27 protein-coding genes and 1 tRNA gene are annotated in these 23,990 nt (G+C 42.6%); 16 read left to right on the forward strand and 12 right to left on the reverse strand.

Annotated features, from left to right (window positions below):
* Positions 1–86: 86 nt before the first annotated feature.
* Entirely contained in the window at positions 87–569 is a 483-nt protein-coding gene (locus PseudUWO311_RS12935; RefSeq protein WP_142655654.1) for an MEKHLA domain-containing protein, read from the reverse strand.
* A 276-nt stretch (positions 570–845) separates the two neighbouring features.
* On the opposite strand from PseudUWO311_RS12935, the gene PseudUWO311_RS12945 reads away from it, so the two are divergent.
* Together PseudUWO311_RS12945 and PseudUWO311_RS12950 are read left to right on the forward strand one after the other, a co-directional pair.
* On the forward strand, positions 846–1,025 hold the full coding sequence (locus PseudUWO311_RS12945) for a hypothetical protein (RefSeq protein WP_142655655.1): 180 nt from the start codon (positions 846–848) through the stop codon (positions 1,023–1,025).
* Positions 1,026–1,106: 81 nt separating this feature from the next.
* A complete protein-coding gene (locus PseudUWO311_RS12950) occupies positions 1,107–1,538 on the forward strand; it encodes a DUF29 family protein (RefSeq protein WP_142655656.1) in 432 nt (143 codons plus the stop codon).
* Positions 1,539–1,758: 220 nt separating this feature from the next.
* On the opposite strand, the gene PseudUWO311_RS12955 is transcribed toward PseudUWO311_RS12950, so the two are convergent.
* Positions 1,759–2,169 carry a hypothetical protein gene (locus tag PseudUWO311_RS12955; protein WP_142655657.1) on the reverse strand — a complete coding sequence of 137 codons (411 nt, stop codon included), beginning with the start codon at positions 2,167–2,169 and terminating at the stop codon, positions 1,759–1,761.
* Positions 2,166–2,483: a DUF433 domain-containing protein gene (locus PseudUWO311_RS12960; protein WP_223807561.1), complete on the reverse strand. Its 318-nt coding sequence runs from the start codon at positions 2,481–2,483 to the stop codon at positions 2,166–2,168. Before PseudUWO311_RS12960 ends, PseudUWO311_RS12955 begins: the two co-directional genes overlap by 4 nt.
* 250 nt (positions 2,484–2,733) lie before the next feature.
* On the opposite strand from PseudUWO311_RS12960, the gene PseudUWO311_RS24625 reads away from it, so the two are divergent.
* The 5 genes from PseudUWO311_RS24625 (at position 2,734) to priA (ending at position 6,493) form a co-directional block, all read left to right on the forward strand.
* Positions 2,734–2,865 (forward strand): hypothetical protein, encoded by a 132-nt coding sequence (locus PseudUWO311_RS24625; protein WP_263363486.1) that lies wholly within the window; start codon positions 2,734–2,736, stop codon positions 2,863–2,865.
* On the forward strand, positions 2,843–3,166 hold the full coding sequence (locus tag PseudUWO311_RS12970; RefSeq protein ID WP_142655726.1) for a DNA-binding protein: 324 nt from the start codon (positions 2,843–2,845) through the stop codon (positions 3,164–3,166). Before PseudUWO311_RS24625 ends, PseudUWO311_RS12970 begins: the two co-directional genes overlap by 23 nt.
* A gap of 146 nt (positions 3,167–3,312) precedes the next feature.
* Entirely contained in the window at positions 3,313–3,522 is a 210-nt protein-coding gene (locus PseudUWO311_RS12975; RefSeq protein WP_142655658.1) for a DUF2281 domain-containing protein, read from the forward strand.
* Positions 3,519–3,773 carry a type II toxin-antitoxin system RelE family toxin gene (locus PseudUWO311_RS12980; RefSeq protein WP_142655659.1) on the forward strand — a complete coding sequence of 85 codons (255 nt, stop codon included), beginning with the start codon at positions 3,519–3,521 and terminating at the stop codon, positions 3,771–3,773. The genes PseudUWO311_RS12975 and PseudUWO311_RS12980 overlap by 4 nt, the downstream gene beginning before the upstream one ends.
* 224 nt (positions 3,774–3,997) lie before the next feature.
* Complete coding sequence (gene priA, locus PseudUWO311_RS12985) at positions 3,998–6,493, forward strand: primosomal protein N' (RefSeq protein WP_142655660.1); 2,496 nt, start codon at positions 3,998–4,000, stop codon at positions 6,491–6,493.
* An 84-nt stretch (positions 6,494–6,577) separates the two neighbouring features.
* On the opposite strand, the gene PseudUWO311_RS12990 is transcribed toward priA, so the two are convergent.
* Complete coding sequence (locus PseudUWO311_RS12990) at positions 6,578–7,309, reverse strand: Uma2 family endonuclease (protein ID WP_142655661.1); 732 nt, start codon at positions 7,307–7,309, stop codon at positions 6,578–6,580.
* 197 nt (positions 7,310–7,506) lie between these two features.
* Between PseudUWO311_RS12990 and PseudUWO311_RS12995 the strand changes: the two genes are divergently transcribed.
* The gene (locus tag PseudUWO311_RS12995) at positions 7,507–8,367 is read left to right on the forward strand and encodes a tetratricopeptide repeat protein (protein ID WP_142655662.1); all 861 of its coding nucleotides are present in this window, start codon (positions 7,507–7,509) and stop codon (positions 8,365–8,367) included.
* A gap of 149 nt (positions 8,368–8,516) precedes the next feature.
* Here PseudUWO311_RS12995 and fmt read toward each other — a convergent pair whose 3' ends face one another.
* On the reverse strand, positions 8,517–9,452 hold the full coding sequence (gene fmt, locus PseudUWO311_RS13000) for a methionyl-tRNA formyltransferase (RefSeq protein ID WP_142655663.1): 936 nt from the start codon (positions 9,450–9,452) through the stop codon (positions 8,517–8,519).
* A gap of 215 nt (positions 9,453–9,667) precedes the next feature.
* On the opposite strand from fmt, the gene PseudUWO311_RS13005 reads away from it, so the two are divergent.
* The 4 genes from PseudUWO311_RS13005 to PseudUWO311_RS13020 all read left to right on the forward strand — a co-directional run bounded on the left by PseudUWO311_RS13005 (position 9,668) and on the right by PseudUWO311_RS13020 (position 13,666).
* The gene (locus PseudUWO311_RS13005; RefSeq protein WP_142655664.1) at positions 9,668–10,027 is read left to right on the forward strand and encodes a hypothetical protein; all 360 of its coding nucleotides are present in this window, start codon (positions 9,668–9,670) and stop codon (positions 10,025–10,027) included.
* A 265-nt stretch (positions 10,028–10,292) separates the two neighbouring features.
* Complete coding sequence (gene ftsH, locus PseudUWO311_RS13010) at positions 10,293–12,164, forward strand: ATP-dependent zinc metalloprotease FtsH (RefSeq protein ID WP_142655665.1); 1,872 nt, start codon at positions 10,293–10,295, stop codon at positions 12,162–12,164.
* 134 nt (positions 12,165–12,298) lie between these two features.
* A complete protein-coding gene (locus tag PseudUWO311_RS13015) occupies positions 12,299–12,955 on the forward strand; it encodes a cold shock domain-containing protein (RefSeq protein WP_142655666.1) in 657 nt (218 codons plus the stop codon).
* A gap of 33 nt (positions 12,956–12,988) precedes the next feature.
* The gene (locus PseudUWO311_RS13020; protein ID WP_142655667.1) at positions 12,989–13,666 is read left to right on the forward strand and encodes an SAM-dependent methyltransferase; all 678 of its coding nucleotides are present in this window, start codon (positions 12,989–12,991) and stop codon (positions 13,664–13,666) included.
* Between the two features lie 36 nt (positions 13,667–13,702).
* On the opposite strand, the gene PseudUWO311_RS13025 is transcribed toward PseudUWO311_RS13020, so the two are convergent.
* A tRNA-Leu gene (locus tag PseudUWO311_RS13025) sits at positions 13,703–13,784 on the reverse strand.
* Between the two features lie 238 nt (positions 13,785–14,022).
* Here PseudUWO311_RS13025 and PseudUWO311_RS13030 point away from each other — a divergent pair.
* The gene (locus PseudUWO311_RS13030) at positions 14,023–14,664 is read left to right on the forward strand and encodes a peroxiredoxin (RefSeq protein ID WP_103668158.1); all 642 of its coding nucleotides are present in this window, start codon (positions 14,023–14,025) and stop codon (positions 14,662–14,664) included.
* Between the two features lie 303 nt (positions 14,665–14,967).
* On the opposite strand, the gene PseudUWO311_RS13035 is transcribed toward PseudUWO311_RS13030, so the two are convergent.
* Complete coding sequence (locus PseudUWO311_RS13035; RefSeq protein ID WP_223807563.1) at positions 14,968–15,318, reverse strand: NIL domain-containing protein; 351 nt, start codon at positions 15,316–15,318, stop codon at positions 14,968–14,970.
* A gap of 90 nt (positions 15,319–15,408) precedes the next feature.
* Between PseudUWO311_RS13035 and PseudUWO311_RS13040 the strand changes: the two genes are divergently transcribed.
* From PseudUWO311_RS13040 to psb28, 3 genes are all read left to right on the forward strand, one after another.
* The gene (locus PseudUWO311_RS13040; protein ID WP_142655668.1) at positions 15,409–15,771 is read left to right on the forward strand and encodes an MGMT family protein; all 363 of its coding nucleotides are present in this window, start codon (positions 15,409–15,411) and stop codon (positions 15,769–15,771) included.
* A gap of 62 nt (positions 15,772–15,833) precedes the next feature.
* Entirely contained in the window at positions 15,834–16,706 is an 873-nt protein-coding gene (gene purU / locus PseudUWO311_RS13045; RefSeq protein WP_142655669.1) for a formyltetrahydrofolate deformylase, read from the forward strand.
* A gap of 127 nt (positions 16,707–16,833) precedes the next feature.
* On the forward strand, positions 16,834–17,178 hold the full coding sequence (gene psb28 / locus PseudUWO311_RS13050; RefSeq protein WP_142655670.1) for a photosystem II reaction center protein Psb28: 345 nt from the start codon (positions 16,834–16,836) through the stop codon (positions 17,176–17,178).
* Between the two features lie 225 nt (positions 17,179–17,403).
* On the opposite strand, the gene PseudUWO311_RS13055 is transcribed toward psb28, so the two are convergent.
* The 5 genes from PseudUWO311_RS13055 to PseudUWO311_RS13075 form a co-directional block, all read right to left on the reverse strand.
* Positions 17,404–20,184 carry a GAF domain-containing protein gene (locus PseudUWO311_RS13055; protein ID WP_142655671.1) on the reverse strand — a complete coding sequence of 927 codons (2,781 nt, stop codon included), beginning with the start codon at positions 20,182–20,184 and terminating at the stop codon, positions 17,404–17,406.
* Between the two features lie 374 nt (positions 20,185–20,558).
* Positions 20,559–20,873, reverse strand: a complete 315-nt coding sequence (locus PseudUWO311_RS13060) for a DUF3067 family protein (RefSeq protein ID WP_142655672.1) — start codon at positions 20,871–20,873, stop codon at positions 20,559–20,561.
* A gap of 239 nt (positions 20,874–21,112) precedes the next feature.
* Positions 21,113–22,024: an N-acetylmuramic acid 6-phosphate etherase gene (murQ, locus tag PseudUWO311_RS13065; protein ID WP_142655673.1), complete on the reverse strand. Its 912-nt coding sequence runs from the start codon at positions 22,022–22,024 to the stop codon at positions 21,113–21,115.
* Positions 22,021–22,206: a PCP reductase family protein gene (locus PseudUWO311_RS13070; protein WP_142655674.1), complete on the reverse strand. Its 186-nt coding sequence runs from the start codon at positions 22,204–22,206 to the stop codon at positions 22,021–22,023. The genes murQ and PseudUWO311_RS13070 overlap by 4 nt, the downstream gene beginning before the upstream one ends.
* A gap of 184 nt (positions 22,207–22,390) precedes the next feature.
* Positions 22,391–23,986, reverse strand: a complete 1,596-nt coding sequence (locus tag PseudUWO311_RS13075) for a CHAT domain-containing protein (RefSeq protein WP_142655675.1) — start codon at positions 23,984–23,986, stop codon at positions 22,391–22,393.
* Positions 23,987–23,990: the final 4 nt, after the last annotated feature.

Consider the following 23,990-nt stretch of genomic DNA (forward strand, 5'->3'; position numbering starts at 1 on the left):
AATTGTAAATAATTTTAATATATAGCTGCCGCTACAGGAGTTACCAAAAATAGAGGTAGCGCAAACCGCATCTCAATTTTTGAGGTTTAAATTGCTTCCCAGTTGCGAAAAGTTGCGGCTTGCCCCCAAAGTTTCCCCTCTTCGTCTACTACATTCCAGATAATCGCTTTGTCAATGTAGAAGCGATCGCCTGTACTCGCAATCCTGATCCCGCGATAATTACTAATAAATCCTTGAGCTTTTGCCTGTGCTAAAAGTTGTTCTCTTTCACTACGTTCCATTACCTCAGCAGTATATCGTGATGGAGTTGAGATAAAAGTGTGCCAATCCATCTTCCATAAATCAAGTGCTTTTTGGTTGCCATAGTTGAGGATTGGATCAGCTTGAGTACCATGGGAAACAACTACGAGATTTGCGTTAAATAGTAAATTAGCAATTTCTACTGGTGATTGGTAATTGGTGATTGGGATTAGATTGTTGCCAGTCCAATGATGAAAACTATAAAGTAATAATTGGATATGTTGTAATAGTTCTTTTTGTAACCAAGGTTCAGTATTATTTGTTTTCATAATTTGTCTTCAGTGGGCTGAATCCAATATATGACAGCTTCTACTCAAATTCTTGCAATTTTAGCGATCGCACAATTTCTATGTTTGAAAATAATGGCGATCGCTTGCCTGTAACTTCTTTTGCAGCATCGTTTCAGCTTACGGTGGTTGAGGTGTAAAGCGCAGAGCCCCGACTTTTTATGTGCAAGAGTAGATCACTTTTGCGAGTCACACAAAAAGTCGAGGATCTTTATCTATACGATAAAATAAAAATCTTGGTATATCATCGGTGCAAATATGGAACCAGTTTCTCTGCTTGTGGGTTTGTTGGTGATTGTGGGTACAGGCTCGTTAACAAAGGTTGGTGACAATATTACCGATGAGACGGTGGAGCTAGCGCGATCGCTTTGGTCTGTTCTCATTTGTAAGGCTCCAAATACGGAGACTGTGTTACAAACAGCGCCATCTGGCAGTTGATCAGTTGATCAGACGATGCTGGAGAATGTCAAGGTAACGGGTGATATTGATTTGGGTGATTTGACTCAGGAGGCTTAGGCGATGGAAGAGTTATTAGAACTGAAGGAATTTTTGCTAAGTGGCAATATCTCCGATGCTTTGTTGTTGGTTGAGGAGATGACAGAAATGAGCAAGGATGACAAAATCAACAAGATTTATAGCTTTGCCAAAATCTTGCTGATGCATCTGATCAAACAACTTGCCGAAAATCGCACTACAAGATCGTGGGATCTTTCGATTAAAAATTCGGTACGAGAAATTCAGCGTACTAACCAACGACGTAAAGCTAAAGGAAATTATTGCGAACCTTCAGAACTACGCGAGACGATAGAAGAGGCTTATGATATCGCGTTAGATGCTGCTGCGGGTGAGGCTTTTGAGGGAAAATATGAGTCGGCTGAGTTGGGTGCGATGGTCGATCGCAATACAATTATTAATCAGGCGATCGCTTTAGTTTCTGGAGATACTCTGTGAGGGCACTGGTTGCTAAAGAAGTGATAAATGCTTGTAAGGCTTATCCAGTAAGGATTTATGGCGATTGACTGCAAAGCCGTGAAAAGCTTGACCAGAAATACTTTGCGCGACTCATCCCTCTTTAACATTCCAGTGCCAATCACGATCAAAGTCACATCTGTAATTTTTAAAGCAGCCAAGCTCGCGAGTGTATTTTCGTTTTGATTTAGGCGTGAAATTGTTACTGAATCTGTAAAGTAAATTCTTGGATTTCTATATTGCCAGTAGAATAATAGCTAACATTACTATCAGCACTCCTTATCACCTTTCCCATCCGTTTTGCTTTTATATTAAACTCAGGATGACGGAAGAGATTTCTGAGTAGAAGAGAGATTTCGGAAGCACGCGAATCTGGCAGATTAAAGCAGACTATACAAAAATATTCACTTATTGCTACTTTTCGCCAAAAATCCCGCTCGTTGATAGTGATGAAAGTAGGTTGCGATTCTTTTCGCAACAACATAGGAATCGCTTCATCTTTAATAATCGAATTAGGTCGTAAATCCGTAATAAAGCAAACATTACCCTGATACCATTTGCCGATCACCCGTTCCAGATTCGCGCCTAAAAGCTGTTCGTCAAGGACAATCATGCTGCACTCAAAATAGGAAGACTCTCAAGAAAATGAGTTGTCACAACTTGAATCGCCTCAGCGATCGCCTCACGCGAAACCCTTCCCCGAAAACCAAGCACAATATTTTCAACATTCTCTCCCTTAGCTAATCGCTCCATCACACCCGCAATCTCAATCCGAGTGTACTTAAAAGTTGGGCGATCGCCACAAACTCCCATAGCCCGAACAACATATTGTCCAAGGGGATAATAGCTATAGGATTCACCATTAATTATTTCAGTGACAAGCGATCGCATATAAACTTTTTCATCCAAAAATTTTAAAACAGTCATCTGTCAAACCAATAATAAACTTTCTTCGTATCAATACCAAAGCCGTATTTTTGTAATTATATCATGGCAAAATCTTGCCCAATCCAAGTAGATTTTACGCACATCCGTAATTTTTAAAGCAGTTTAGCGATCGCAAGTATATTTGGGATTTGATTTAGGCGATCGCTAAAATATGTCTTGACCGCAAGTAACATATAAGTTACTCTAGTTTCTGATTTGAAAGTAACATATAAGTTACTCTAGTTTTTACATGAAAGTTCAAGAATATATCCAAGAAGATGGCTCAAATCCTTATCAGAAATGGTTCGACAATCTAGATGCGATCGCTGCGGCAAAAGTGATAAGAAAAAATGACAACTATCCCCCTAACACGCGACTCTAAAGAAACAGTTAATGCAAGAGTCCAAAGAGATTCCGCATTTGCCGCCGCTTTACTTGACGAAGCCATTTCCCTTTTCCTAAATGGCGAACCAGAAACCGCAAGACTCATATTGAGAGATCTCGTTAATGCCACTATCGGATTTGAAGAACTAGCGATCGCCACCTCAAAACCCAGCAAAAGCCTTCATAGAATGCTCTCTGCAAAAGGAAATCCCACAATGGATAATCTCACCGCTATTCTCAAAGTCCTGCGTAAAACCCTTCAAGTGGATATCAAAGTACAGACTGTTGCTTGCGCTTAAAATATCTGCCACAGAAATCTCAGAACGGGAGATTTTACGCACATCCGTAATTTTTAAAGCAGCCAAGCGATCGCAGGTGTATGTTACAGCAAATTCAAAAGACACAGTAAAATTAACTCAACACCAATTCATCAACTAACTCAACTATGACCATCAAAGAACAACTAATTCAAGAAGTAGAATTATTTCCTGATGCACTCCTAGCCGAAGCACTCGACTTTGTGCTATTTCTCAAAACCCGTTATATCGATACCGAAATTACCACCGAAGAACAAGACACGATCCTCGCATCCCAAACAGCCTATGAACTAGGAGACTATCTCACCCTTGAACAATACGCATCAAATCAGGTATGAGCTATCAAGTCCTTATCCCCAAACCAGTTCAAAAACAACTTGATAGCTTGCCAAAAACTCAACGAGATCGGGCAATTACGGCAGTGCGATCGCTGACTAATGAGCCACGTCCAACTGGAGTCAAAAAGCTAAAGGGATACGATGAAACCTATCGGATTAGATTTGGCGATTATCGCATCATTTACAAAGTTCAAGACAAAGAACTCATCATTCTATTGCTAAGTGTTAGTCATCGCAAAGATGCTTACTAATCACAAGAGAAATATGTAGACTTTACGCACATTCGTAATTTTCAAAGCAGCCGAGCGATCGCGAGTGTATTTTGGCTTTGATTTAAGCGATCGCTATCCATGTACATCCTAACCAATGCTTTCCCTGAAAGGGGTTCTAATTTACTTATCCTATAACAAGACGCTCGCCAATAAACCCAGTAACAAATATAATAGCGCCTACGCTTGGGAAAATTGTCGAACACATGGAACTATTTGATTTAACGGATATTAATTGCGATCGCTATGTCAGCGTCATCGTTGATTGTATTGGTATTGAGGATTTGCTGACCTATCGCATTCCTGAAGATATTAATATTCAAATAGGAGATATTCTCAGCGTTCCATTAGGTACTCGTCATGTAGGCGCGATCGCATTACAAATTTCTGACACTTCTGCGATCGCAAACTTAGATACAGAGATTAAATCAGTTAGTGCTGTAGTTAGCTCAGGCATTTTCCCAAGGACTTATTGGGAGATGTTGATTCGCACGGCGGATTATTATCGTACACCTGTCATGCAGACAGTAAAAACTGCTCTTCCTCCTAAGTTGCTCGATCAGTCTCATTACCGAATTAAAGTAAAGCATGAGGATTTGGTTCTGCCTTCGGCAGAACCAAATCCTCAATTAAGACTACCCAAAGCAGCACAAATGGTTTGGGATTTTTTGCAAGAGCATAAGCATAATCCTAAGGGAATTAGTCGTCGTTATATTCAACAAAAGCTTGGTAGATATACTAGTTCAGGCTTAAAGGAACTTCAAAAATTAGAATGGATTGATACAGTCCTAGAACTGCCAAATCGTCCACAGCCTAAGTATGAAGATGTAGTCATTTTACTTAAAGCACCAGATAGTGAAGTCACTACAAGACAGGCAGAGATTCTCACGATTTTGCAGCATCAAGGTGGGGAAAGTTTAAAAACACAATTATGTAAAATCGCGAAGACCTCAGTTTCGGTTATACAAACTCTGGCAAATAAAGGCTACGTCACGATCGCTAAACAAGAGTCACTACGATTAGGTGGAAAAAGTCATACAGTCACACGCGATCGTCCTAAAGCGCTCACACCCGATCAAGAGGCAGCATTGCAACAAATTTTGCAGGCGATCGCAGATCAATCTGCACCACATTTTCTCCTGCATGGAGTCACAGGCTCAGGTAAAACAGAAGTATATCTGCAAGCGATCGCTGCCGTACTCGCCGCAGGAAAATCGGCATTAGTTCTCGTTCCTGAAATTGGCTTAACTCCCCAACTTACCGATCGCTTTCGAGCGAGATTTGGTGATGCGAAGGTGAATGTTTATCATAGTCAACTATCTGAAGGAGAGCGCTTTGATACATGGCGATTGATGCTTACGGGTGAAGCTCAAATTGTCATCGGTACGCGATCGGCAGTGTTTGCACCGCTTTCTAATTTGGGCTTAATCGTCATGGATGAGGAGCATGATAATAGTTTTAAGCAGGATCAGCCCCAACCCTGTTACCATGCGCGGACGATCGCAGAATGGCGATCTCAATTAGAAAATATCCCCCTCGTCCTCGGTTCAGCAACTCCTTCGGCGGAAGTAATCTATGCTCATCAAGAAGGTAAATCAATCTATCTAGAACTTCCCCATCGCATCGGCAACAAAGACATGCCACCGATTGAAGTTGTGGATATGCGTGATGAATTTAAAGCTGGCAATTACTCGATTTTAAGTCGCAAGTTGCAAGATGCGATCTCAGAGATGCTTGAAGCAAAACAGCAAGGGATTCTCTTCATCCATCGGCGTGGCTATAGCACTTTTGTATCTTGTCGATCCTGTGGCTATGTTGCCGAATGTCCTAACTGTGATGTTTCGCTCTCCTATCACGATCCCATCTCGCCAACAGCACATCAACCAAAATCTGCCCATTTACGCTGCCACTATTGCAACTACACCCTAATTCAGCCCAAGGCTTGTCCTGAATGCGGTTCACCCTATTTTAAGCATTTTGGCAGTGGAACTCAAAAAGTGGAACAGGAACTCGCAAAATTATTTCCAAATATTCGCTTGATTCGCTTTGACAGTGATACTACGCGCAATAAGGATCAGCATCGTCTATTAATCGATCAGTTTCGTGCTGGAGAAGCAGACTTATTAGTGGGAACGCAAATGCTAACTAAGGGTTTAGATATTCCGCAAGTAACTTTAGTGGGTGTAGTATCGGCAGATGGATTATTAAACTTCTCGGATTATCGCGCAGGAGAGAGAGCCGCCCAAACCTTGCTACAGGTGGCAGGTCGTGCAGGTCGTGGCGAAGAAGATGGCAAAGTAATCATGCAAACCTATACGCCTGAGCATCCTGCCATGCAAGCGGTGCAAACCTATCAGTTGGAAGCATTTATGCAGACAGAGTTAGAAATGCGTGCTGCTTTGCGCTACCCACCGATGGGACAGATGGTCTTGATTCATCTCAGTAGTGAGAGTGATACCGCCGTTGAGAAGTCAGCTAATGAATTAGCGGAATATTTGCGTCAATTAGAGAATGATTGGGATATCTTAGGAGCAACTCCCGCCACGATCGCAAAAGTCGCTAATCGTTATCGCTGGCAGATTTTACTTAAGTTTGCTCCTGAAATTTTACCCAATGTACCAAGTCTAGAAGAGTTGCGAATGTTGGTTAATTCTAAGGCTGTGCGAGTTGCGATCGATGTCGATCCACTCACGATTTTGTAGCTACTTAATTACGAATTACGAATTACGTTTTTGTAGTTATATGAGAATCCTTAGTGAGTGGCTTCGCTGGGTACTAAAGATTCTTTATTTAGGCAGTTCGCCAAAGCGATCGCGATATTGTTTAAGCATCGCTTCCATTTCATTAAGTTGTTCTGAGGCTTGCTCAGCACGTTGGCGTTCTTGCTCAGCACGTAAAAATTCCTGCTCAGCCCTGAGACTTTCTTGATTTGCACGTAAGCATTCCTGCTCCAGCATGGTATTGATTTCGATATAAGAATAAAACTTAGTTCCATCTGGACGATAAATTTGCAGCTCATTGGTCAGATCAAAGCGAATATCTAATCGAGGGCTGACCCAATCATGAGATTTGGGTATGCGATCCAAACTGCCATCATTTCTAATCAAAACTTCTAGATCGTTATTGTCAGGATTGTAGATGTAATATTCCTCAACGCCGTAGCGATCATAAAAAAGTAGCTTTCTTGCCATATCTACAGATTTATTGCAAGGTGAGAGAATCTCAAAGACAACTTGAGGCGCAATATTATTCTCTTCCCATTGTTTGTAAGATCCGCGATCGCCTTTAGGACGACCAAATATCACCATTGTGTCAGGAGCCGCAGTAGTTTGGGTTTGTCCCTCAACGGGATACCAAAGTAAGTCGCCAGCAACGAATACTTGAGGATCATTACTGTATAGCCAGTCAATATTTTGCTGGATTGTCAAAATCCATCGAAACTGCTTAGTATTGTCTGCCATAGGTTTCCCGTCACTTTCGGGATAGATGATGTCAGGCTTGCTCAGTTGGCTAACCATCGGCTTTGGCTCCTGAACTTATGGGTTGTTTTGATTATACAGCGATTTTTATTGAGGTTAATTCTGGCTTGCCCCGTGGTTGCTGATAGATAAGGATGGGCGGAGCTTCGCTCCGCCCATCCTTATCTATTTATCACTACCCCGTGGTTTTATTGTTGGGTTACACTATGATGTATTTTTCATTTAGGGTAAATATTGTGACTCAACGTACAGCAAGACAATGGATTATTAATGGTGTCTTAATCGTAGTTACGCTCTCGTTTTTGGGCGTATCGATCGCACCACTGATCGGTGGGTTATTTTCATCACCTAATCCGCAAGCAGCTAATAATGCCAACGCAAATACCTCAGAGCAAGATCGGATCAAGATCCAGATCGAGGGTTTTGAAGCCGTACTAAAAAGCGATCCTAAAAATCAAACTGCTTTGATTGGTCTTGTAAATCTCAGAAACCAACTTGGCAAAACGAAAGAAACCATCGAACCGCTACAAACCCTTGCTGATACCTTTCCAGATCAGCCCGAATATCGCATGACTTTAGCGCGTACTTACATTGAGCTTAAAGACCCTAAAAATGCGCTAGCAGAGTATCGCAAGATTTTGACCACCAAGCCGGGGTATATTCCTGCGCTCCAAAGTATCGTTAGCATCGAGCTAACCGATAAACGCCCTGAAGCCGCGATCGGTATTCTCCAAGATACTCTCAAGACTGCGGAAACAGCCAACAAAGTTCAAGCAAATGCTGTGGATACTGGTTCAGTTCGTTGGATTTTAGGTGAAGTCTATCGTCAACAAGATCGCATTGATGAGGCGATCGCAACTTATGATCAGATGATTAAAGAAAGCGCTAAAGACTTTCGTCCTTATGTTGGCAAGGCCCAATTGAGACAAATTCAAGGTAAGGAAGATGAAGCCAAGAAATTGTTTGATAAAGGCTTAGAGTTGGCTCCTGCTGAATTTAAAGACGAGGTAAAGCGTCTTGCTGCTCTTTCTCCACAAAAGGCTCCATTCACGAATCCAGCCCAAGCACCTAGTAGTCCTCCAGCTAAGAAACCATAAAAAAGTCGCCACTATACACTCAAGCTGTATCCCTGCAATCAAGTGCGGGCTAAAAGCCCAAAACCGTTGAAACGGATTAATTAGAATAATTCTTTAGTCTGCTTCAGCAGACTTGAGCTTTTAGCCAAGAACTTGAGTTCTTGGTTTTTTTATGGAAGAGATTCCCCGATCGCGATTCTTGCTCCATTGACAAAATCCCATCCTGATTGCAATTTCTTACCAGCAGGTTGTACTTCTCTAATCAGCAATAGCCCTTTACCAGTCTGCACTACAAATCCTTTACCTTTACTAATCTCTATCACTTTTCCCACAAGACCAAGACTCTCTACTTCGGATACAACTTCTGCCTTGGTAATTTTCAATCTTTGTCCACGAAAATCTGTGTAGCAATTGGGATAGAAAGCACGAATACGATTATGCAATGCGATCGCCTCTTGCTTCCAGTTTAGTTCCCAATCTTCGCGCCCAATCATTGGTGAATAGCATGATAAAGCATCATCTTGAGGTTCAGGTTTAATCGTCTCTAAGCGCTGTAAAGTATCAATTAATAAATCTGCACCAAGATTAGCTAATTTCATACTCAAGGTGTCTGTATTGTCTTCAGGCAAGATTTCTAATTCTGCTTTGAGTAACATCGCACCCGTATCAATGCCTGCATCCATTTGCATGGTCGTAATACCTGTGATTCTTTCACCATTGGCTATCGCCCATTGGATCGGAGCCGCACCACGATATTTTGGCAAGAGCGAACCATGGACATTAACACAGCCATACTTTGGCATATTCAAGATTTTTTGCGAGAGAATCTGTCCATAGGCAACTACTACAAATACATCGGCTTCAAGTGCCTCAAGTGACTCAAGTACAGTTTTATCCTTTTTGAGGCGATCAGGTTGCCAAATTTTGAGGTCAGGATTTTTTGCGATCGCGGCAGCTTTTACTGGCGGCGGACTAACTTGATTGCCTCTACCACGCCTAGTATCAGGTTGGGAAACCACGCCCACAACTTCAAAATCTGGCTCAGACAATAATTTTTCTAAGGTAGGAACTGCAAAATCAGGAGTCCCAAAAAAGACAACACGCATATTTTTAACTATTTTCGTTTTTATACCAAGAAGAGAGTTGCGACGCAACTCTCTTCTAAAATTAGAGCACTGGGTGCGTTAGCGATCGCGTAATACACCTTATAACTTTTGATGGCGGTTTGATGGCGCATTAACATAACCCCACAAATGAAAACACATTTATTGATGGAGCCTTAGTAGTGAAAAGCAACAATAAAAAGTGGAACAAATTTGGTTTGTACTCACTCTTAGGTCTTGTCGTTATTACGTTAACAACAAATCCCGTCGATAGTCAGCCACTCACACAGCGAGAATGGAGCTACAGCAAGCTACTCGAAGAAGTCAGAAAGAAACCTGCTGGTGTCTCAAGAATCACCCTTAGTCCTGATCGCTCTTTTGCAGAGGTAACGATCTCTGGCGGAATTGATGACAAGAAAAAAGTTCGCGTGAATTTGCCAAACGACCCCAATTTGATCAGAGTTGTTACAGAAAATAATATTGAAATAGATGTTGCCCCCCGTCGTGCCGATGGCGAATTATCTCAAACCCTTCGCAGCTTGATTTTGCTGTTTGTCAGTTTGTTTTTCCGAATTTGAAAGGATCGCAAAGGGACATTAACAAAAAACTTAGTTTGTATTTGAGCACGAAAAAATTAAACAACAAATCCCAAAGTATTTTCGTCCGCTCATTGGGCGATAAAGTTTTTGGTGTGTTGAGATGCGATCGCCATATTATCGATCCAAAGACGGATTCTGGCGTGACTTGGACAGATCCTAGACTGCTTGCGTTAAGATTAGTTAATTAAATCATTCGTTCTTGGCAAAATCATCTAAGAACACTTTTATCGATGGAGCGGTAGTAGTGAAAAGCAATAATAAAAACGACAATAATAATAAAAAGTGGAAAAATTTTGGTTTGTACGCACTGCTTGGCATTGTCGTCATTACCTTAGGCACAACCCTGCTCGATAGTCAGCCAGCCACACAAGGTGAATGGCGCTACAGCAAGCTAATCGAAGAAGTCAGAAAGAAACCAGCAGGTGTTTCCAGAATCACCCTTAGTCCCGATCGCTCTTTTGCGGAAGTGACAGTACCTGGTGGTCCTGAAGGCAAGAAAAAAGTTCGGGTAAATCTACCTAACGACCCTGAGTTTACTAAAACTGTTAGAGAAAATAACATTGAGCTAGATGTTGCCCCTCGTCGCACTGACGGTGCTTTAGTGCAAACCTTAAGCAGCTTGATTTTGCCAATTTTGCTATTAGTCGGTTTATTTTTCCTACTACGCCGCGCTCAATCTGGACCTGGCAACCAAGCCATGAACTTTGGTAAATCCCGCGCTCGTGTGCAAATGGAGCCTCAAACCCAAGTTACATTTACCGATGTTGCTGGTATTGAGCAAGCCAAATTTGAACTTACTGAAGTCGTAGATTTCCTCAAAAACCCCGATCGCTTCACTGCTGTCGGCGCAAAGATTCCTAAAGGCGTATTGCTAGTTGGGCCTCCTGGTACTGGTAAAACCTTGCTAGCTCGTGCAGTTGCTGGTGAAGCTGGCGTACCATTCTTTAGCATCTCTGGTTCTGAATTTGTCGAGATGTTCGTTGGTGTGGGCGCATCCCGTGTGCGTGACCTATTCGAGCAAGCAAAGGCAAATGCACCTTGTATTGTTTTCATCGATGAAATTGATGCCGTCGGTCGTCAGCGTGGCGCTGGGCTTGGTGGTGGCAATGATGAGCGTGAGCAAACCTTGAACCAATTGCTGACAGAAATGGATGGCTTTGAAGGTAATACAGGTATCATCATCGTCGCGGCAACTAACCGTCCTGATGTCCTTGATGCGGCGTTATTACGTCCAGGTCGTTTTGATCGCCAAGTTGTGGTCGATCGCCCCGACTTCGCAGGTCGTTTGGAAATTCTCGGAGTCCATGCACGCGGCAAAACCTTATCGAAGGATGTCGATCTTGAAAAGATTGCCCGTCGTACTCCAGGCTTCACTGGTGCTGACCTTTCTAACTTGTTGAACGAAGCTGCTATTCTCGCTGCTCGTCGCAACCTGACCGAAATCTCCATGGATGAAATTAACGATGCGGTAGATCGCGTCTTGGTTGGACCAGAGAAGAAAGATCGCGTTATGAGCGAAAAGCGCAAAGAATTAGTTGCCTATCATGAAGCTGGTCATGCCCTAGTTGGTGCATTGATGCCCGACTATGACGCAATCCAAAAAGTAACGATCATTCCTCGCGGTCGTGCTGGTGGTTTGACATGGTTCTTGCCTACTGAAGAAAGAATGCAAAGCCGCGCCTATTTGCAAAACCAGATGGCAGTTGCCCTCGGTGGTCGCATCGCTGAAGAAATCGTCTTTGGAGATGAGGAAGTTACCACTGGTGCATCTAGCGATCTTCAACAAGTTGCTTCGACTGCTCGTCAAATGGTAATGCGTTTCGGTATGAGCGATAAGCTTGGACCTGTTGCTCTTGGTCGTTCCAATGGCAATATGTTCCTCGGTCGTGACATTGCTGCTGAGCGTGACTTCTCCGAAGAAACCGCAGCTACTATCGATGAAGAAGTTGGCATTTTGGTAGCTGATGCTTACCGTCGCGCCAAGCAACTCCTAATTGATAATCGACATGTTCTTGATAAGATCGCTCATGACTTGATTGAGCGTGAAACAGTTGATGCTGAAGAACTTCAACAGATCCTAGAAACTAGCGATTTGAAATTAGCGTCAGCTTTGTAATAATAACTGCTCTCTATTAATTTCCAAAAAATGCGGACGATACATTGTATTGTCCACATTTTTTTATATTTTTCTTGAAAATCTAAGTTGTCATTTTGGGTTAATCTAGAAAAAAGACAAAATAACGATATTTTATGCAATCTTTTCCTCATCAGGGACAATTAACAACTTGGAAAGATGATCGAGGGTTTGGATTTATTAAACCTGATGATGGCAGCAAAGAAGTTTTCCTTCATATCAGCGTATTAAAAGGGGCAAGTCGTCGCCCTATAGCGGGAGATACTATCTTTTACGAAGAAGTTACCGAAGAAAACGGAAAAATACGTGCATCTAAAGCTTCAATTCAAGGTGTTCTCAACCAACCTAAAGTCTCAACTCAAAGAGCTCGTAGTTCTAATCAAATATCTAATAACCAATCTATAGCAAAGCTAACTCCAAGAAATAAGCAAAGTAATAACCACGCGAGTCGTAAAGTTATATTTGGTTTATTGGGATTGGGTTTAGCTATCAGCCTTAGTCTGAGCGGTGTTTTTTCACGTAGTCGTTTCTCTAGTAATTCTAAACAAGCTACTACGTCTCCAGAAACCTTTGTAAATTCTCAAAACTCAGCTATAGCGAGTCAAAATTGCAATATTAAAGGCAATATTTCCGTAAGTACAGGGAGTAAGTTGTATCACCTGCCAGGTATGGAAGATTATGCTACAACCAACATTAATGAGAGCAAAGGAGAGCGCTGGTTTTGTTCTGAGTCTGAGGCGATCGCAAATGGTTGGAGTAAAGCCCCAAGATAAAATTAAGCAAAATCATATTGTGGTCACGAAATCATGATGATCTTAGATAACGTTGTGCCGTTTGGACGTTCTAAAACTGAATATGAGTTGATGTTTGCGATCTCAGAAAGCGATCGCCTTAAATCCATAATTGGCATAGGTGACGGGCCCGCAAGCTTTAATGCCGAAATGACTGCCGCAGGCTATCTAGTTACATCAATCGATCCGATTTATCAGTTTACTGGTGCAGAGATCCAAAGACGCTTTGATGCATGTGTTGATGGCATCATCGAACAGGTTCGCAACACACCAAATAATTGGATCTGGAGCTACCACAAATCCCCAGAAGATTTACGCACTAATCGCGAAAAAGCAATTTCTCTATTTCTCGAAGATTACGATTGCGGCAAAATCGCAGGTAGATATCTTAACGCTGAATTGCCAAAACTAGATTTTCAAGATAAGCAATTTCAGCTTGCTCTATGTTCACATTTTCTATTTCTCTATTCTGAGCATCTCAGTTTTGAGTTCCATTTAGACTCAATTCGTGAGCTATGCCGCATTGCTGAAGAAGTGAGAATATTTCCACTATTAACTCTTGCCCAAGCGCGATCGCCCTACATTGATGAAATATCTAGCACATTAGCCCAAGAAGGAATTAGCTCGGAAATCATCCAAGTTCCCTACGAACTACAAAAAGGCGGTAATCAAGCGATCATCTTTCGGTCATAAAAAAGGCTCGCATGGCGAGCCTTTTTTATTGATTAATGCGGAACGGGGGACTTGAACCCCCAAGTCTTTCAACACATGTACCTGAAACATGCGCGTCTACCAATTCCGCCAGTTCCGCGATTTGGATGTTAGCTAGATTAATTGGTTTCTAACTGGCAGTTATTAAGTCTGCGGTAAAAATTGCCCAATGTCAATCGTTAACTCTAGTTAACTTTTTCCCAACTTTCTATTTGATAATGTCATAATCTACAGTAAAGCGATGGGAATACCGCCCTATGGGGCTAGCGATTTTTCCTGTATTCTTGTATCTTAGATTTGTAACAAAGAAGACTGAACTCAAACAGCAAACTAAAACTATGACACTGCGTTTAGGCGATACCGTACCCGATTTTACTCAAGACTCCACCGAAGGCGTAATTAACTTCCATGACTGGATCGGCGATAAATGGGCGATTCTATTTTCTCACCCCAAAGATTTCACCCCAGTTTGCACTACCGAGCTAGGAACCGTTGCTAAGCTCAAGCCAGAATTCGATAAGCGCAATATTAAGGCGATCGCCTTGAGCGTCGATGGCGTTGAGTCCCATAAAGGATGGGTTGGAGATATTGAAGAAACTCAAAATGCTACCCTTAACTACCCGATTCTTGCTGATGAAGACAAAAAAGTTTCCGAACTTTATGACATGATTCACCCCAACTCGGCAACAGGTAATACCTTGACCGTGCGATCGGTGTTTATCATTGACTCCAACAAGAAACTTCGCCTCAGCTTGACCTATCCTGCTAGCACAGGTCGTAACTTTGACGAGATCTTACGCGTGATTGACTCGCTACAACTTACCGACAATTACAGCGTCGCTACACCTGCTAACTGGAAAGATGGTGATGATTGTGTAATTGTGCCTTCAGTTTCTAACGAAGAAGCTAAGACCAAGTTCCCTAAAGGTTTCAATCCGATCAAGCCATATTTGCGTATGACTCCTCAGCCTAACAAGTAATACTAAAACAAAACATGGCTACGCCATGTTTTGCTTTAAAATCCAGCAATTCTCATTATTAAAGATCGTTTTTTTGAAAGCCCGCCTACGGCGGGCTTTCAAAAAAAAACGATTTTGGTATTTCCAGCGCCTTTGGCGCTGGAAATACCAAAATCGTTTTCATAATGAGAATTGCTGTTAAAACCCAGTAAGGGCTTTGAATTTTTAAAATGGCATTGCCGCTTTGAAAATTGGTATATCAAGGAGATTAGGCTTCTTGACTAAAAAACAAAAAAGGCTTGCTACGCAAGCCTTTTTTGTTTTTTACCAGCTTTCGTCTTCGACAGCCGTTTTATCCCAAATTTCTAAATCTAGCTCTTCTAGATAAATGATTCCGCTTTGAATCTGCTGTGTTGTTCCAGTAAGCTCCAAGGTAAACCAGCCGTCATCTTCTGGACTTTCGCCAAGAAGTGCCGCAATAATGGTCACCGTTAATCCATGTTCACAAGAGAGGCGAGAAATGATTGGTTCCCCGTAGCAGCTTCTCGGTACGCGCATAGCAATGCGTGTAGTCGTTCGTCGCTTTTCCTCAATATTTATAGGTGCTCTGGAATCGATACATTCCGCCGCTAGCATTGAAGTTTCTCCAGTGCAAATGTCTTGATGATTTGACATTTAATATCATAGCTAAAGTTTTACGGAATTGGAAGTGACTTAGGTCACTAAATCTGTAAAACGTATAAATTCGCACTATAGTCAACAGCCATGAGTAGTAATACCCAAACAACTTACGATCGCATTTATGAAATTGTGCGGCAAATTCCCCAAGGAAGAGTTGCTACCTATGGGCAAGTTGCAGAACTGGCAAGTTTGGCTGGAAAAGCGCGTTTAGTTGGCTATGCTCTCTATCGAGTTGACATGAAAACTTCAGATATTCCTTGGCAACGTGTGGTCAATGCTAAGGGTGAAATTTCACTTTCGCCTTTAAGATTTGGTACAGACTATTTGCAGCGAACTCTATTGGAAAACGAAGGAATTAGCTTTAATGATGTAGGTAAGATTGATCTGCGAAAATATCTATGGCAACCAAACCTCAAAAGTTTTGTTGACTCTATTGCAAAGCTATAGAGTCAACAAAACTTTTGTATTTTTACATAAACGCAAAGCGCCGTAGAAAGGCGATGAACACTATGACTACTGCGACTCTACTTGTTTCTTGTCCTGACCAAAAAGGCTTAGTGGCAAAAATTTCAGATTGGGTGTTTTCCCATGATGGCAATATTCTCCATGCTGATCAACATTCGGATAGTACGGCTGGACTGTTTTTGATGCGAGTTGAGTGGGAGTTAGAAACATTTGATCTTGCAAGAGAAGAAATTGTGCCGACTTTCGAGAAATTGGCAACCGAGATAAAAGCCAAATGGAGCATTCAGTTTTCTGATTATGTGCGCCGTATTGCCATTTTTGTCTCGAAACAGGATCACTGTCTATATGACTTGATTTTGCGGCAGCGATCGCATGAGCTATCGGCTGTGATCCCTGTAGTAATTAGCAATCATCCTGATTTAGAAAAAGTCGCGCATAATTTTGGGATTAATTACCATCACATTGCGATCGCCTCTGAAAATAAGTTGGAGCAGGAAAAACAGCAACTCGCCTTACTCAAGCAATACAAGATTGATCTAGTAGTTCTAGCAAAGTACATGCAAGTTTTGAGCCCAGACTTTCTGTCTCAGTTCTCGCAGGTAATTAATATTCACCATTCATTCTTACCAGCCTTTGCAGGTGCAAATCCCTATCATCGCGCCTATAAGCGTGGTGTAAAAATTATTGGGGCAACGGCTCATTACGTAACTGAAGCACTAGATGAGGGGCCAATTATCGAACAGGATGTGATTCGAGTTTCGCATCGTGATTCGGTTACTGATCTAATTCGTAAAGGTAAAGACTTAGAGCGGATTGTCTTAGCTAGAGCCGTCAGGCAACATTTAGACAACCGTGTACTAATTTACGGACAATCGGCAAACTCAGATTTGGGGCTGAGAACTGTTGTATTTGATTAAGCCGTAAACCAAGTAAATATAGTGCAAAGCAATGCATTTGCTATCCATAGACAGTGATTTTGAGTTATGTTAATACAAATATACTTTTAAAAAGTTTTTTCAAAATTTGAAATCAAGGTTTAACAAAATGACAGCTAAGCTACAGTTAACACGCGGCATTGATGAAGAAGCAACAGACGTAAAAATTACAAGATCTAAAGATGGAGATACCAGTGTTGCTGTGTTTATCTTCAATGCGCTTAACTGTATGACTGGTGAAAACGCTTCCACTAACGAGATTTTAGGGATGTATATGATTGATGAGGAAGGTGAGATGATTACCCGAAATGTCAACGCCAAATTCATCAATGGTAAGCCTGCGGGGATTGAAGCAATTTATAAAATTGAGGGCGATCGCGATTGGCAACGCTTTTTGAGATTTATGAATCGCTATGCTGAGTCGAATGGCATGAGTCTTAACCAGCCTTCTTAAATTAGGTGATTTCTTATTCAAGATTTACCCCACCCTAGCTTTCCTCTTGTAAAGGGGAGGGAACAAGATTTCCAAAAAAAGAATGATGGTGGTGATTCGCACCGACATCATTCTTTTTTTGTTGCTACTGAATTGCTATAAAGCGCGATCGCTTAGAATCACAACTATAAATCGAGATTTAGATAGATTCCTTAAACTTCTCAAACATGCTCTTATACTTTGGGATTAAGAACTAGATAGAGGCAAAATTAGACGACTGAGAATGCGATTGTCTTCTAGTTGATAGAGAGATAGCTCTCCACCTGCCTCCACCATAAGAGTCTGGCAGATAGCGAGATGCAAGCCAGGAGGCTGATCTAACAACGATGGAGATAGAGGATCGATCGCTCTGCCTTGATGCAACTCCTGCAATAAGGAAGCATCAACCACGCCATAATCGGTAATTGATAGCTCTAGAAGCTTTTCATCTATTTGACGACACCAAAGATCAATTCGACCGCCAACATCAGATCGCCCACAGGCAAATAGCAGCAACTCGTTTAAGATCATTTCCATCTTAGCGATGTCCCCACCAACGACTACATTGGCTTGGTTATGAACTTGCGACCAAATTTGGCGTTGTTTTATGAGCGAATCAACTCTTTCCAAAGCCCGTTTGAGCATACCAGCTAGAGGAGCAGTCTCATAGTTGGGACGCAAGCGCCATTGCTCTTTACGGATAATCTGTGGGAGTGGAGATAGAGAACCCTGTAATTGCTTAAGAGAACTTTGCAAAGTAATATTGTTGATTCCTCCAGTTCCATTAGCACGAGCATCAGCATCCAATAAACGCTGGACTCCCGAACTAACTGTACGATAGATATCTTCCAAACGACGATGCTTGTACCAATTAAGTCGTTCTAGTTCTTGACGATTGTGCTTAAGATGATCGACGAGTAACAGGTGACGACGAGACCAAGATAGCTGATTTGCCAGCATATTAAATGCCTGCAATTGGCGATCAACCCAACGCCGCCCTACGCGATCGGCAACCAAAATCATTCCAGTTGGCTGGTGATCGGGAGTTGTTCGTAATGCAGTTACTAATAAATGTCCAAGAGCAGGCGCATTTAGCCATGCCTTAGTCTGTTCTGGTAAGTCATGAATACTTAGAGGCAAAATTCCTTCACTTTGGATTGCCCACTGTGCAAGCGGATCTTCTTCGATCGCAATTAAAGTTTCGCTGATCGTGAGCTGATACTCATCACGGCTAGCAAACACTGAAGCAATTTGTCCACCTTGCCGACCTGGTAGCCATACTACTAATACTGCCAGAGGGGATTGCGTAACCTGCGCCATTAATTGCGTCGCTGTATGATGCAACTTCTCAAGAGCATTGCATTGTTGGAGTGCGACTAAACCAAACTGAACAGCTTGATGAGACTTTTGGCGTTCATCGGATAAGCGCTGCAACTCATTTTGGTGAACGATTAACCCAATCTGCTGAGCAACAGCTTGGACCATTTCTCTTTCTGGACGAGACCATGTACGTGGTGCTTCATGGGCAACTGCGAGGATACCTTCGAGTGTCTTACCAATTGAAGTGCTACTGACGATCATTGATCGCACATCAAGATCAATTAATGAATTTCGCCATGACAGAAATTTAAAATCGCTGTCGAGATTCTCAACAGTTGCTGCATCAGTGGACTGCTCCATCATCTGCACATCAACGGTCGCTAATCCTGGCAAAACAGAAGGGATTGGGCGGCGATTTTTAGGATGATATTGAAAATCGATCCGAAACACATCATTGTCTTTGTCGTAGGTTGCCACCCAAAAACGTTCCAGCCCTAATCTCTGACATAACTGTTCAGCAGCTTGATCGAGGGCGCTTTGCCAATCGCTATCAGAATATATAGCTCTGGCGATTCCTGCGGTGAGAATTTGATCGGAAGCAATGCGATCGAGGGTAACTTCCATCTCTTCCAGAGGTGCAGTAATGGCCGCTAATTGAGCAGCACCACGGACAAAATTGCGCTCATCGTCAGTCCAGAGACGGGGTTCATCACCTTCTACTGACAAAAAACCTAACAATTCTGATTGGAAAAATATTGGCGCAATAATGATAGAAACCGCACCAAATTGTTCCATAACGCGATTGCTAACTTCGCCCTTGGTCATGGATTTGGCATCAACTACCACCACTACTTGATCTTTAGACAGAGCGTGATACAAACTAGGGGCATTTTGGACAGTTACTCCAGCCGTATTGTCAACTACTTGCTTGATTTTTGGACCTGGCTGGCGATTGGCTATCCGCCGCCAAAAATATTGATGCTCGCGTTCAAACCAGTAAATATTGGTGTGATCGGGCATAACAAAGTTGTGAGTTTCCTGAACAATCTCTTCAAGTCGTTCAGTTAGTGCTGGCACATTCCGAATTTTTGAGAGAATTTGCAGTAGTGGTTCATCAGGGCGCTTGGTATTGTGATGATGCCAATCGTCATCAAGGCGGCTCAGGGTGGAGCCAAGCGCACCAAGGACTACAGAAAGCCTTGCTCTTTCTTCGTTGCGCGGGGTGACATTCCACAGATTGGAGCCTAAGAGGACTACCCCAAAGCTGCGATCGCGATGATAGATCGGCCAAAGCAATGTGCCTTGGATATCAAATTTTTGAGCTAATTTTTGCCATTCGCCACTACGTTTCTCTTGGCGTAGATCGGCGATCGGCACAGGCTTGCGTTGCAAAACCACCTGATCGAGCAAATCGCCCGCATTGAGATTAAATCTATCTTTTAAAAATTTAATTTCACCCGCAGGTGTCGTACCACCTTTACCTGTAAGTCGGTGGTTCTCAGCGTCATAAAGTCCAATCCAGAGAAGTTTGTACTCAAAATTATCTCGAAGATAATCGAGCGTTGCAGTTAATAGGTTGTCAATACTATCTTCATCACGCAAGAACTGCATGATTCGCCCAAGGTTAACAAATTGGCGATCCCATGGGTTAGCTCCTGCTTGACTCATATTTTTGCCCTGACGTATTTAGACTTAGGTATGGTTAGAGCGATGTAACTTAATAAAATGAAATCTTTTGGAAATTTAAGGTTATAGAAAGTATTACAACACAATCGTACAATCTTTAGCTTAGAAAGTCAGCAACACACCATACTTTTATTGATTGTATTAACTTTTATAGCATTTACTCGCTTTCCAACCAAGCATTGTTGATGCAGTCATAAATTCTCATTATAAAAATCGTTTTTTTGAAAGTCCGCCTTAGGCGGACTTTCAAAAAAAACGATTTTGGTGTTTCCAGCGCCTTTGGCGCTGGAAACACCAAAATCGTTTGCATAATGAGAAGTGCTGTAGTGCTTTACAAAGCATTGCAGCAAAAATTCTTAGTTCCCAATGAGCCACTCTAGCGATCGCTCACCAATTTGCAGGGGAATGCTGACAGCTTTGCCGAGACGGGGGCGTTCTTTGGTGATTTCGATAAATTTTTGAACTTGCTCAACTACAGCCCAATCGCTCAGATATGAGGCAATCACATCAAGATGTTGAATAAATTCTGTCTCACTCATCGAAAAAGACTGTTGCTCTTGATAGCGCCACATTACCTGCAAGAAAATTTTGCCTTGGGTTTTGCGTAATTGTACGTCATAGGAGTAGTCCCATTTATTGGCGATCGCCTGACGAAGTTCTGCGCCTGTCATAGTTTCTACTTTTTTTTCTTAACATATCTTACTTTAAACGGCTATTTGTGCAGTATTTCACCAGCAATTCTCCTTATGAAACCGATTTTGGTGTTTCAAGCGCCAAAGGCGCTTGAAACACCAAAATCGGTTTTTTGAAAGCCCGCCGTAGGCGGGCTTTCAAAAAACCGATTTTTATAATGAGAATTACTGGTGTTTCACTGGCGAATAATGTAGATGAGGGAGTAAAGCGCCCTCATCTACATCATGGCTTTTCCAAGATGACCTTGAGTATTTTGCAACAATTGCTCGGCGATGGCGACATCTACGTCCTTCCAATGCATTAACAAAGCTAATTTGACTCGTTTGCCCGATCGCTCTAGTAATTTTGCAGATTCCTCACGGCTAAGCGATGTGAGATCGCGAATAATCCGAATAGCCCGATCTTCGAGTTTGCTATTGGTGACAGAGACATCAATCATCCGATTGCCATAAACCTTACCTAGCTGCACCATTACCCCTGTCGAAACCGTATTTAAAACTAATTTTGTGGCTGTCCCTGCTTTAAGTCTGGTAGATCCTGCCAAAATCTCTGCCCCAACTAGCGGACGAATCTCGATATCGTACTGGATCGGAAATTGATCAGGTGGTACACAGCAAAAAAAGATCGTTTTCGCTCCGCGTTTTTGGGCTTCTTTAAGCGCTCCATGGACATAGGGTGTGGTTCCGCCTGCGGTAATGCCAAAAACAACATCGCGATCGCTAATATTTCTTTCGGTAATCGCGGCTGCGCCATCATCTTCACGATCTTCAAGTGCTTCAGAGCTGCGTACCATTGCGTTCATCCCACCCGCCAAGATGCCTTGTATCAACTCAGGATCACTGCAAAAAGTGGGTGGACATTCGGCGGCATCAAGGACACCAAGTCGTCCACTAGTACCAGCGCCAACATAAAACAATCGACCGCCATTAGCGATCGCTTCAGCAATGCAGGTAATCGCGGCGGCGATCGCTTCTTTTTCTCGTCCAACTGCGGCTACAGCCTTGGCATCCTCTCGATTAAAAAGTTCGACAATTTCTAAGGCGCTGAGCCGATCCAGATTTTGACTGTGGGGATTTGCTTGCTCTGTTAACAAATAACCGCGATTGCTATTCTTTGATGCATTATTCACTGGCCAAACTCAACCCTTGCTTTTTCAACAATTTCTGCGGTAATCGTATCACTACCTGCGGCTTGAGCTAGTTGCTCGATTTTCAGACGCGCCTGCGATCGCACAAAGTAGGGGATATTTTTGTACTTGATTTTTGCTTCAGGTGTCCAAGTTAAGCCTTCAAAATAATCAGAATTTTGCATGGTCTTTTCGATAATTAGCGATCGCTAGTATGCCATCCCCTCCGTTTTCATCAAAATTTGCTTCGTGTAGGTTTACAATCATGTTATAAAAGCGAAAACATAGCGCGAAGCGCTATGTTTTCGCTTTTATAACATTTAGGGCTGTGCGAAGCACGGCGCAAATGGCAAACTCATTGATTTTGTTTTATAACCAGTTACCGACCAAGGTAAATGAAGACCAAAAGAAAGGATGCTTCAGATCAACGCCTCTGGTATCAATGAGAAAGGGAATATTCGGGAATCCTTTCACCCCAATAATCTGATTATTCTTAATGGTTACTTCTCCACGCAAAAAGGCTAACTGAGCCTCTTGCAGGGCGATCGCTTTACTTGGGGCTGTAGGTAAGCCACGATAAAAACGAATCATCAAGGGAGCCGTGCCTGCATCACTGACTGTCCAGAGAGAAGCCAACACGCTCTTTGCGCCAGAATCTACCGCCAAACCTGCCAAGCCCAGATTTTGTCCCACGGCAGTTTCACAGGCACTGAGAGTTAAGAGATCGGTTACGAGATTCATTTTCGAGATTTGATTCATTTGTAGGCGATCGCCCCACAATTGAATGAAAGATTCCTGTGGTGAATTTTTGACAAATTTGGCATGGGTCGCCAGATGGATAATCCCAAAATTTTGACTACTGATTTGCGAGCGCAGATTATCCTTGGTAAAGGCACTATTCATAAAGGTTTTGCCAATGAGCACTTGCGAGGATATCGTCTCAACCTCTACTTTAGTAGCTGGCAATGGCGACCAGCCTTCAACTGACTCAGACAGTCCCATTGCTAAAATTTGCGGAGTCAAGGCGCGATCAGGATGATTTGGTTCCGTTAACTGCCATGATGGAATTGTTGTAACAGCATATTTCTCAACGAGATAACGCTTGCCGTCATGAAAGGCTGCTGGCGGTACTACACGCAAATTACCATTCATCACAAATACCAGTGTTTTTACCTGTGCCTTTTCTAACTCAGGTTCCATCGGGCGCACGACCCAATCATAAAGCTGCTGTGACTGGGGTAAAAAATCATTGGAACTGGTGTCACGTAAATTATTGCGAAAGTCAATGATCACGCGATCGACTTCTTCTGTGGTGACATTGTAGGCAACCTTCCGAAAGGGAATGCCGTTGCTTTGATTGGTTTGAGCGATTGGCAGCCCAATTTTTTCTTGCAAAGACTTTGCGCCAATCCGAGTGCGTGAGAATATTCCCGCAGGTCGGCTGGGCCTAGATGGCGGTACTCCAATTAGTTCTAAACCACCTTTAGAAGTAGTGACATAAATCAGGGCGGTCGGGCTTCCTGTCAGTTGTGAGATGCGCTGCACCTCTGAGGCATAGCAGTCATCGCTGTCAGGCTTCGGCGATCGCATTCGTTTGAGTAAATAAGCTTCTAATTCGGCGCTATATCCTTTTTCGAGAGCATTACAAGCTTGAGGTAATTGGTTCTGAGCGGCATATTGCCGCGCTAAGAGAAAATACAAGCGCCCAATTTGTCCACGGATTTCAGCGATGTCAGGAGATAAATCAACTTGCTGTTGGTCGTTATTGCCAGAACGACTTAAGGAATTGATCAGATTTAAAAGTATTAACGGATTAAAGCCACCGCTAGAAGGGGTTCTTGAATGGTTATCAGAATTATCAGGATATTGCGATGGGTAATTAGATTGCGATCGCGCAGGTTTGGGCAAACTTAGCGACATCATCGCAAACATTAAGGAAAGAAACCATAACAGAAAATATCGCATACGA

This window comes from Pseudanabaena sp. UWO311, from assembly GCF_006937785.1.
Lineage (GTDB): Bacteria > Cyanobacteriota > Cyanobacteriia > Pseudanabaenales > Pseudanabaenaceae > Pseudanabaena.

What these genes read in the sequence shown, in the direction of transcription:
- PseudUWO311_RS12935 (WP_142655654.1), bottom strand. Translation starts at nt 569, where the DNA reads ATGAAAACAAATAATACTGAACCTTGGTTACAAAAAGAACTATTACAA.
- PseudUWO311_RS12945 (WP_142655655.1), top strand. Translation starts at nt 846, where the DNA reads ATGGAACCAGTTTCTCTGCTTGTGGGTTTGTTGGTGATTGTGGGTACA.
- PseudUWO311_RS12950 (WP_142655656.1), top strand. Translation starts at nt 1,107, where the DNA reads ATGGAAGAGTTATTAGAACTGAAGGAATTTTTGCTAAGTGGCAATATC.
- PseudUWO311_RS12955 (WP_142655657.1), bottom strand. Translation starts at nt 2,169, where the DNA reads ATGATTGTCCTTGACGAACAGCTTTTAGGCGCGAATCTGGAACGGGTG.
- PseudUWO311_RS12960 (WP_223807561.1), bottom strand. Translation starts at nt 2,483, where the DNA reads ATGACTGTTTTAAAATTTTTGGATGAAAAAGTTTATATGCGATCGCTT.
- PseudUWO311_RS24625 (WP_263363486.1), top strand. Translation starts at nt 2,734, where the DNA reads ATGAAAGTTCAAGAATATATCCAAGAAGATGGCTCAAATCCTTATCAG.
- PseudUWO311_RS12975 (WP_142655658.1), top strand. Translation starts at nt 3,313, where the DNA reads ATGACCATCAAAGAACAACTAATTCAAGAAGTAGAATTATTTCCTGAT.
- PseudUWO311_RS12980 (WP_142655659.1), top strand. Translation starts at nt 3,519, where the DNA reads ATGAGCTATCAAGTCCTTATCCCCAAACCAGTTCAAAAACAACTTGAT.
- priA (WP_142655660.1), top strand. Translation starts at nt 3,998, where the DNA reads ATGGAACTATTTGATTTAACGGATATTAATTGCGATCGCTATGTCAGC.
- PseudUWO311_RS12990 (WP_142655661.1), bottom strand. Translation starts at nt 7,309, where the DNA reads ATGGTTAGCCAACTGAGCAAGCCTGACATCATCTATCCCGAAAGTGAC.
- fmt (WP_142655663.1), bottom strand. Translation starts at nt 9,452, where the DNA reads ATGCGTGTTGTCTTTTTTGGGACTCCTGATTTTGCAGTTCCTACCTTA.
- PseudUWO311_RS13015 (WP_142655666.1), top strand. Translation starts at nt 12,299, where the DNA reads ATGCAATCTTTTCCTCATCAGGGACAATTAACAACTTGGAAAGATGAT.
- PseudUWO311_RS13020 (WP_142655667.1), top strand. Translation starts at nt 12,989, where the DNA reads ATGATGATCTTAGATAACGTTGTGCCGTTTGGACGTTCTAAAACTGAA.
- PseudUWO311_RS13030 (WP_103668158.1), top strand. Translation starts at nt 14,023, where the DNA reads ATGACACTGCGTTTAGGCGATACCGTACCCGATTTTACTCAAGACTCC.
- PseudUWO311_RS13035 (WP_223807563.1), bottom strand. Translation starts at nt 15,318, where the DNA reads ATGTCAAATCATCAAGACATTTGCACTGGAGAAACTTCAATGCTAGCG.
- PseudUWO311_RS13040 (WP_142655668.1), top strand. Translation starts at nt 15,409, where the DNA reads ATGAGTAGTAATACCCAAACAACTTACGATCGCATTTATGAAATTGTG.
- purU (WP_142655669.1), top strand. Translation starts at nt 15,834, where the DNA reads ATGACTACTGCGACTCTACTTGTTTCTTGTCCTGACCAAAAAGGCTTA.
- psb28 (WP_142655670.1), top strand. Translation starts at nt 16,834, where the DNA reads ATGACAGCTAAGCTACAGTTAACACGCGGCATTGATGAAGAAGCAACA.
- PseudUWO311_RS13055 (WP_142655671.1), bottom strand. Translation starts at nt 20,184, where the DNA reads ATGAGTCAAGCAGGAGCTAACCCATGGGATCGCCAATTTGTTAACCTT.
- PseudUWO311_RS13060 (WP_142655672.1), bottom strand. Translation starts at nt 20,873, where the DNA reads ATGACAGGCGCAGAACTTCGTCAGGCGATCGCCAATAAATGGGACTAC.
- PseudUWO311_RS13070 (WP_142655674.1), bottom strand. Translation starts at nt 22,206, where the DNA reads ATGCAAAATTCTGATTATTTTGAAGGCTTAACTTGGACACCTGAAGCA.
- PseudUWO311_RS13075 (WP_142655675.1), bottom strand. Translation starts at nt 23,986, where the DNA reads ATGCGATATTTTCTGTTATGGTTTCTTTCCTTAATGTTTGCGATGATG.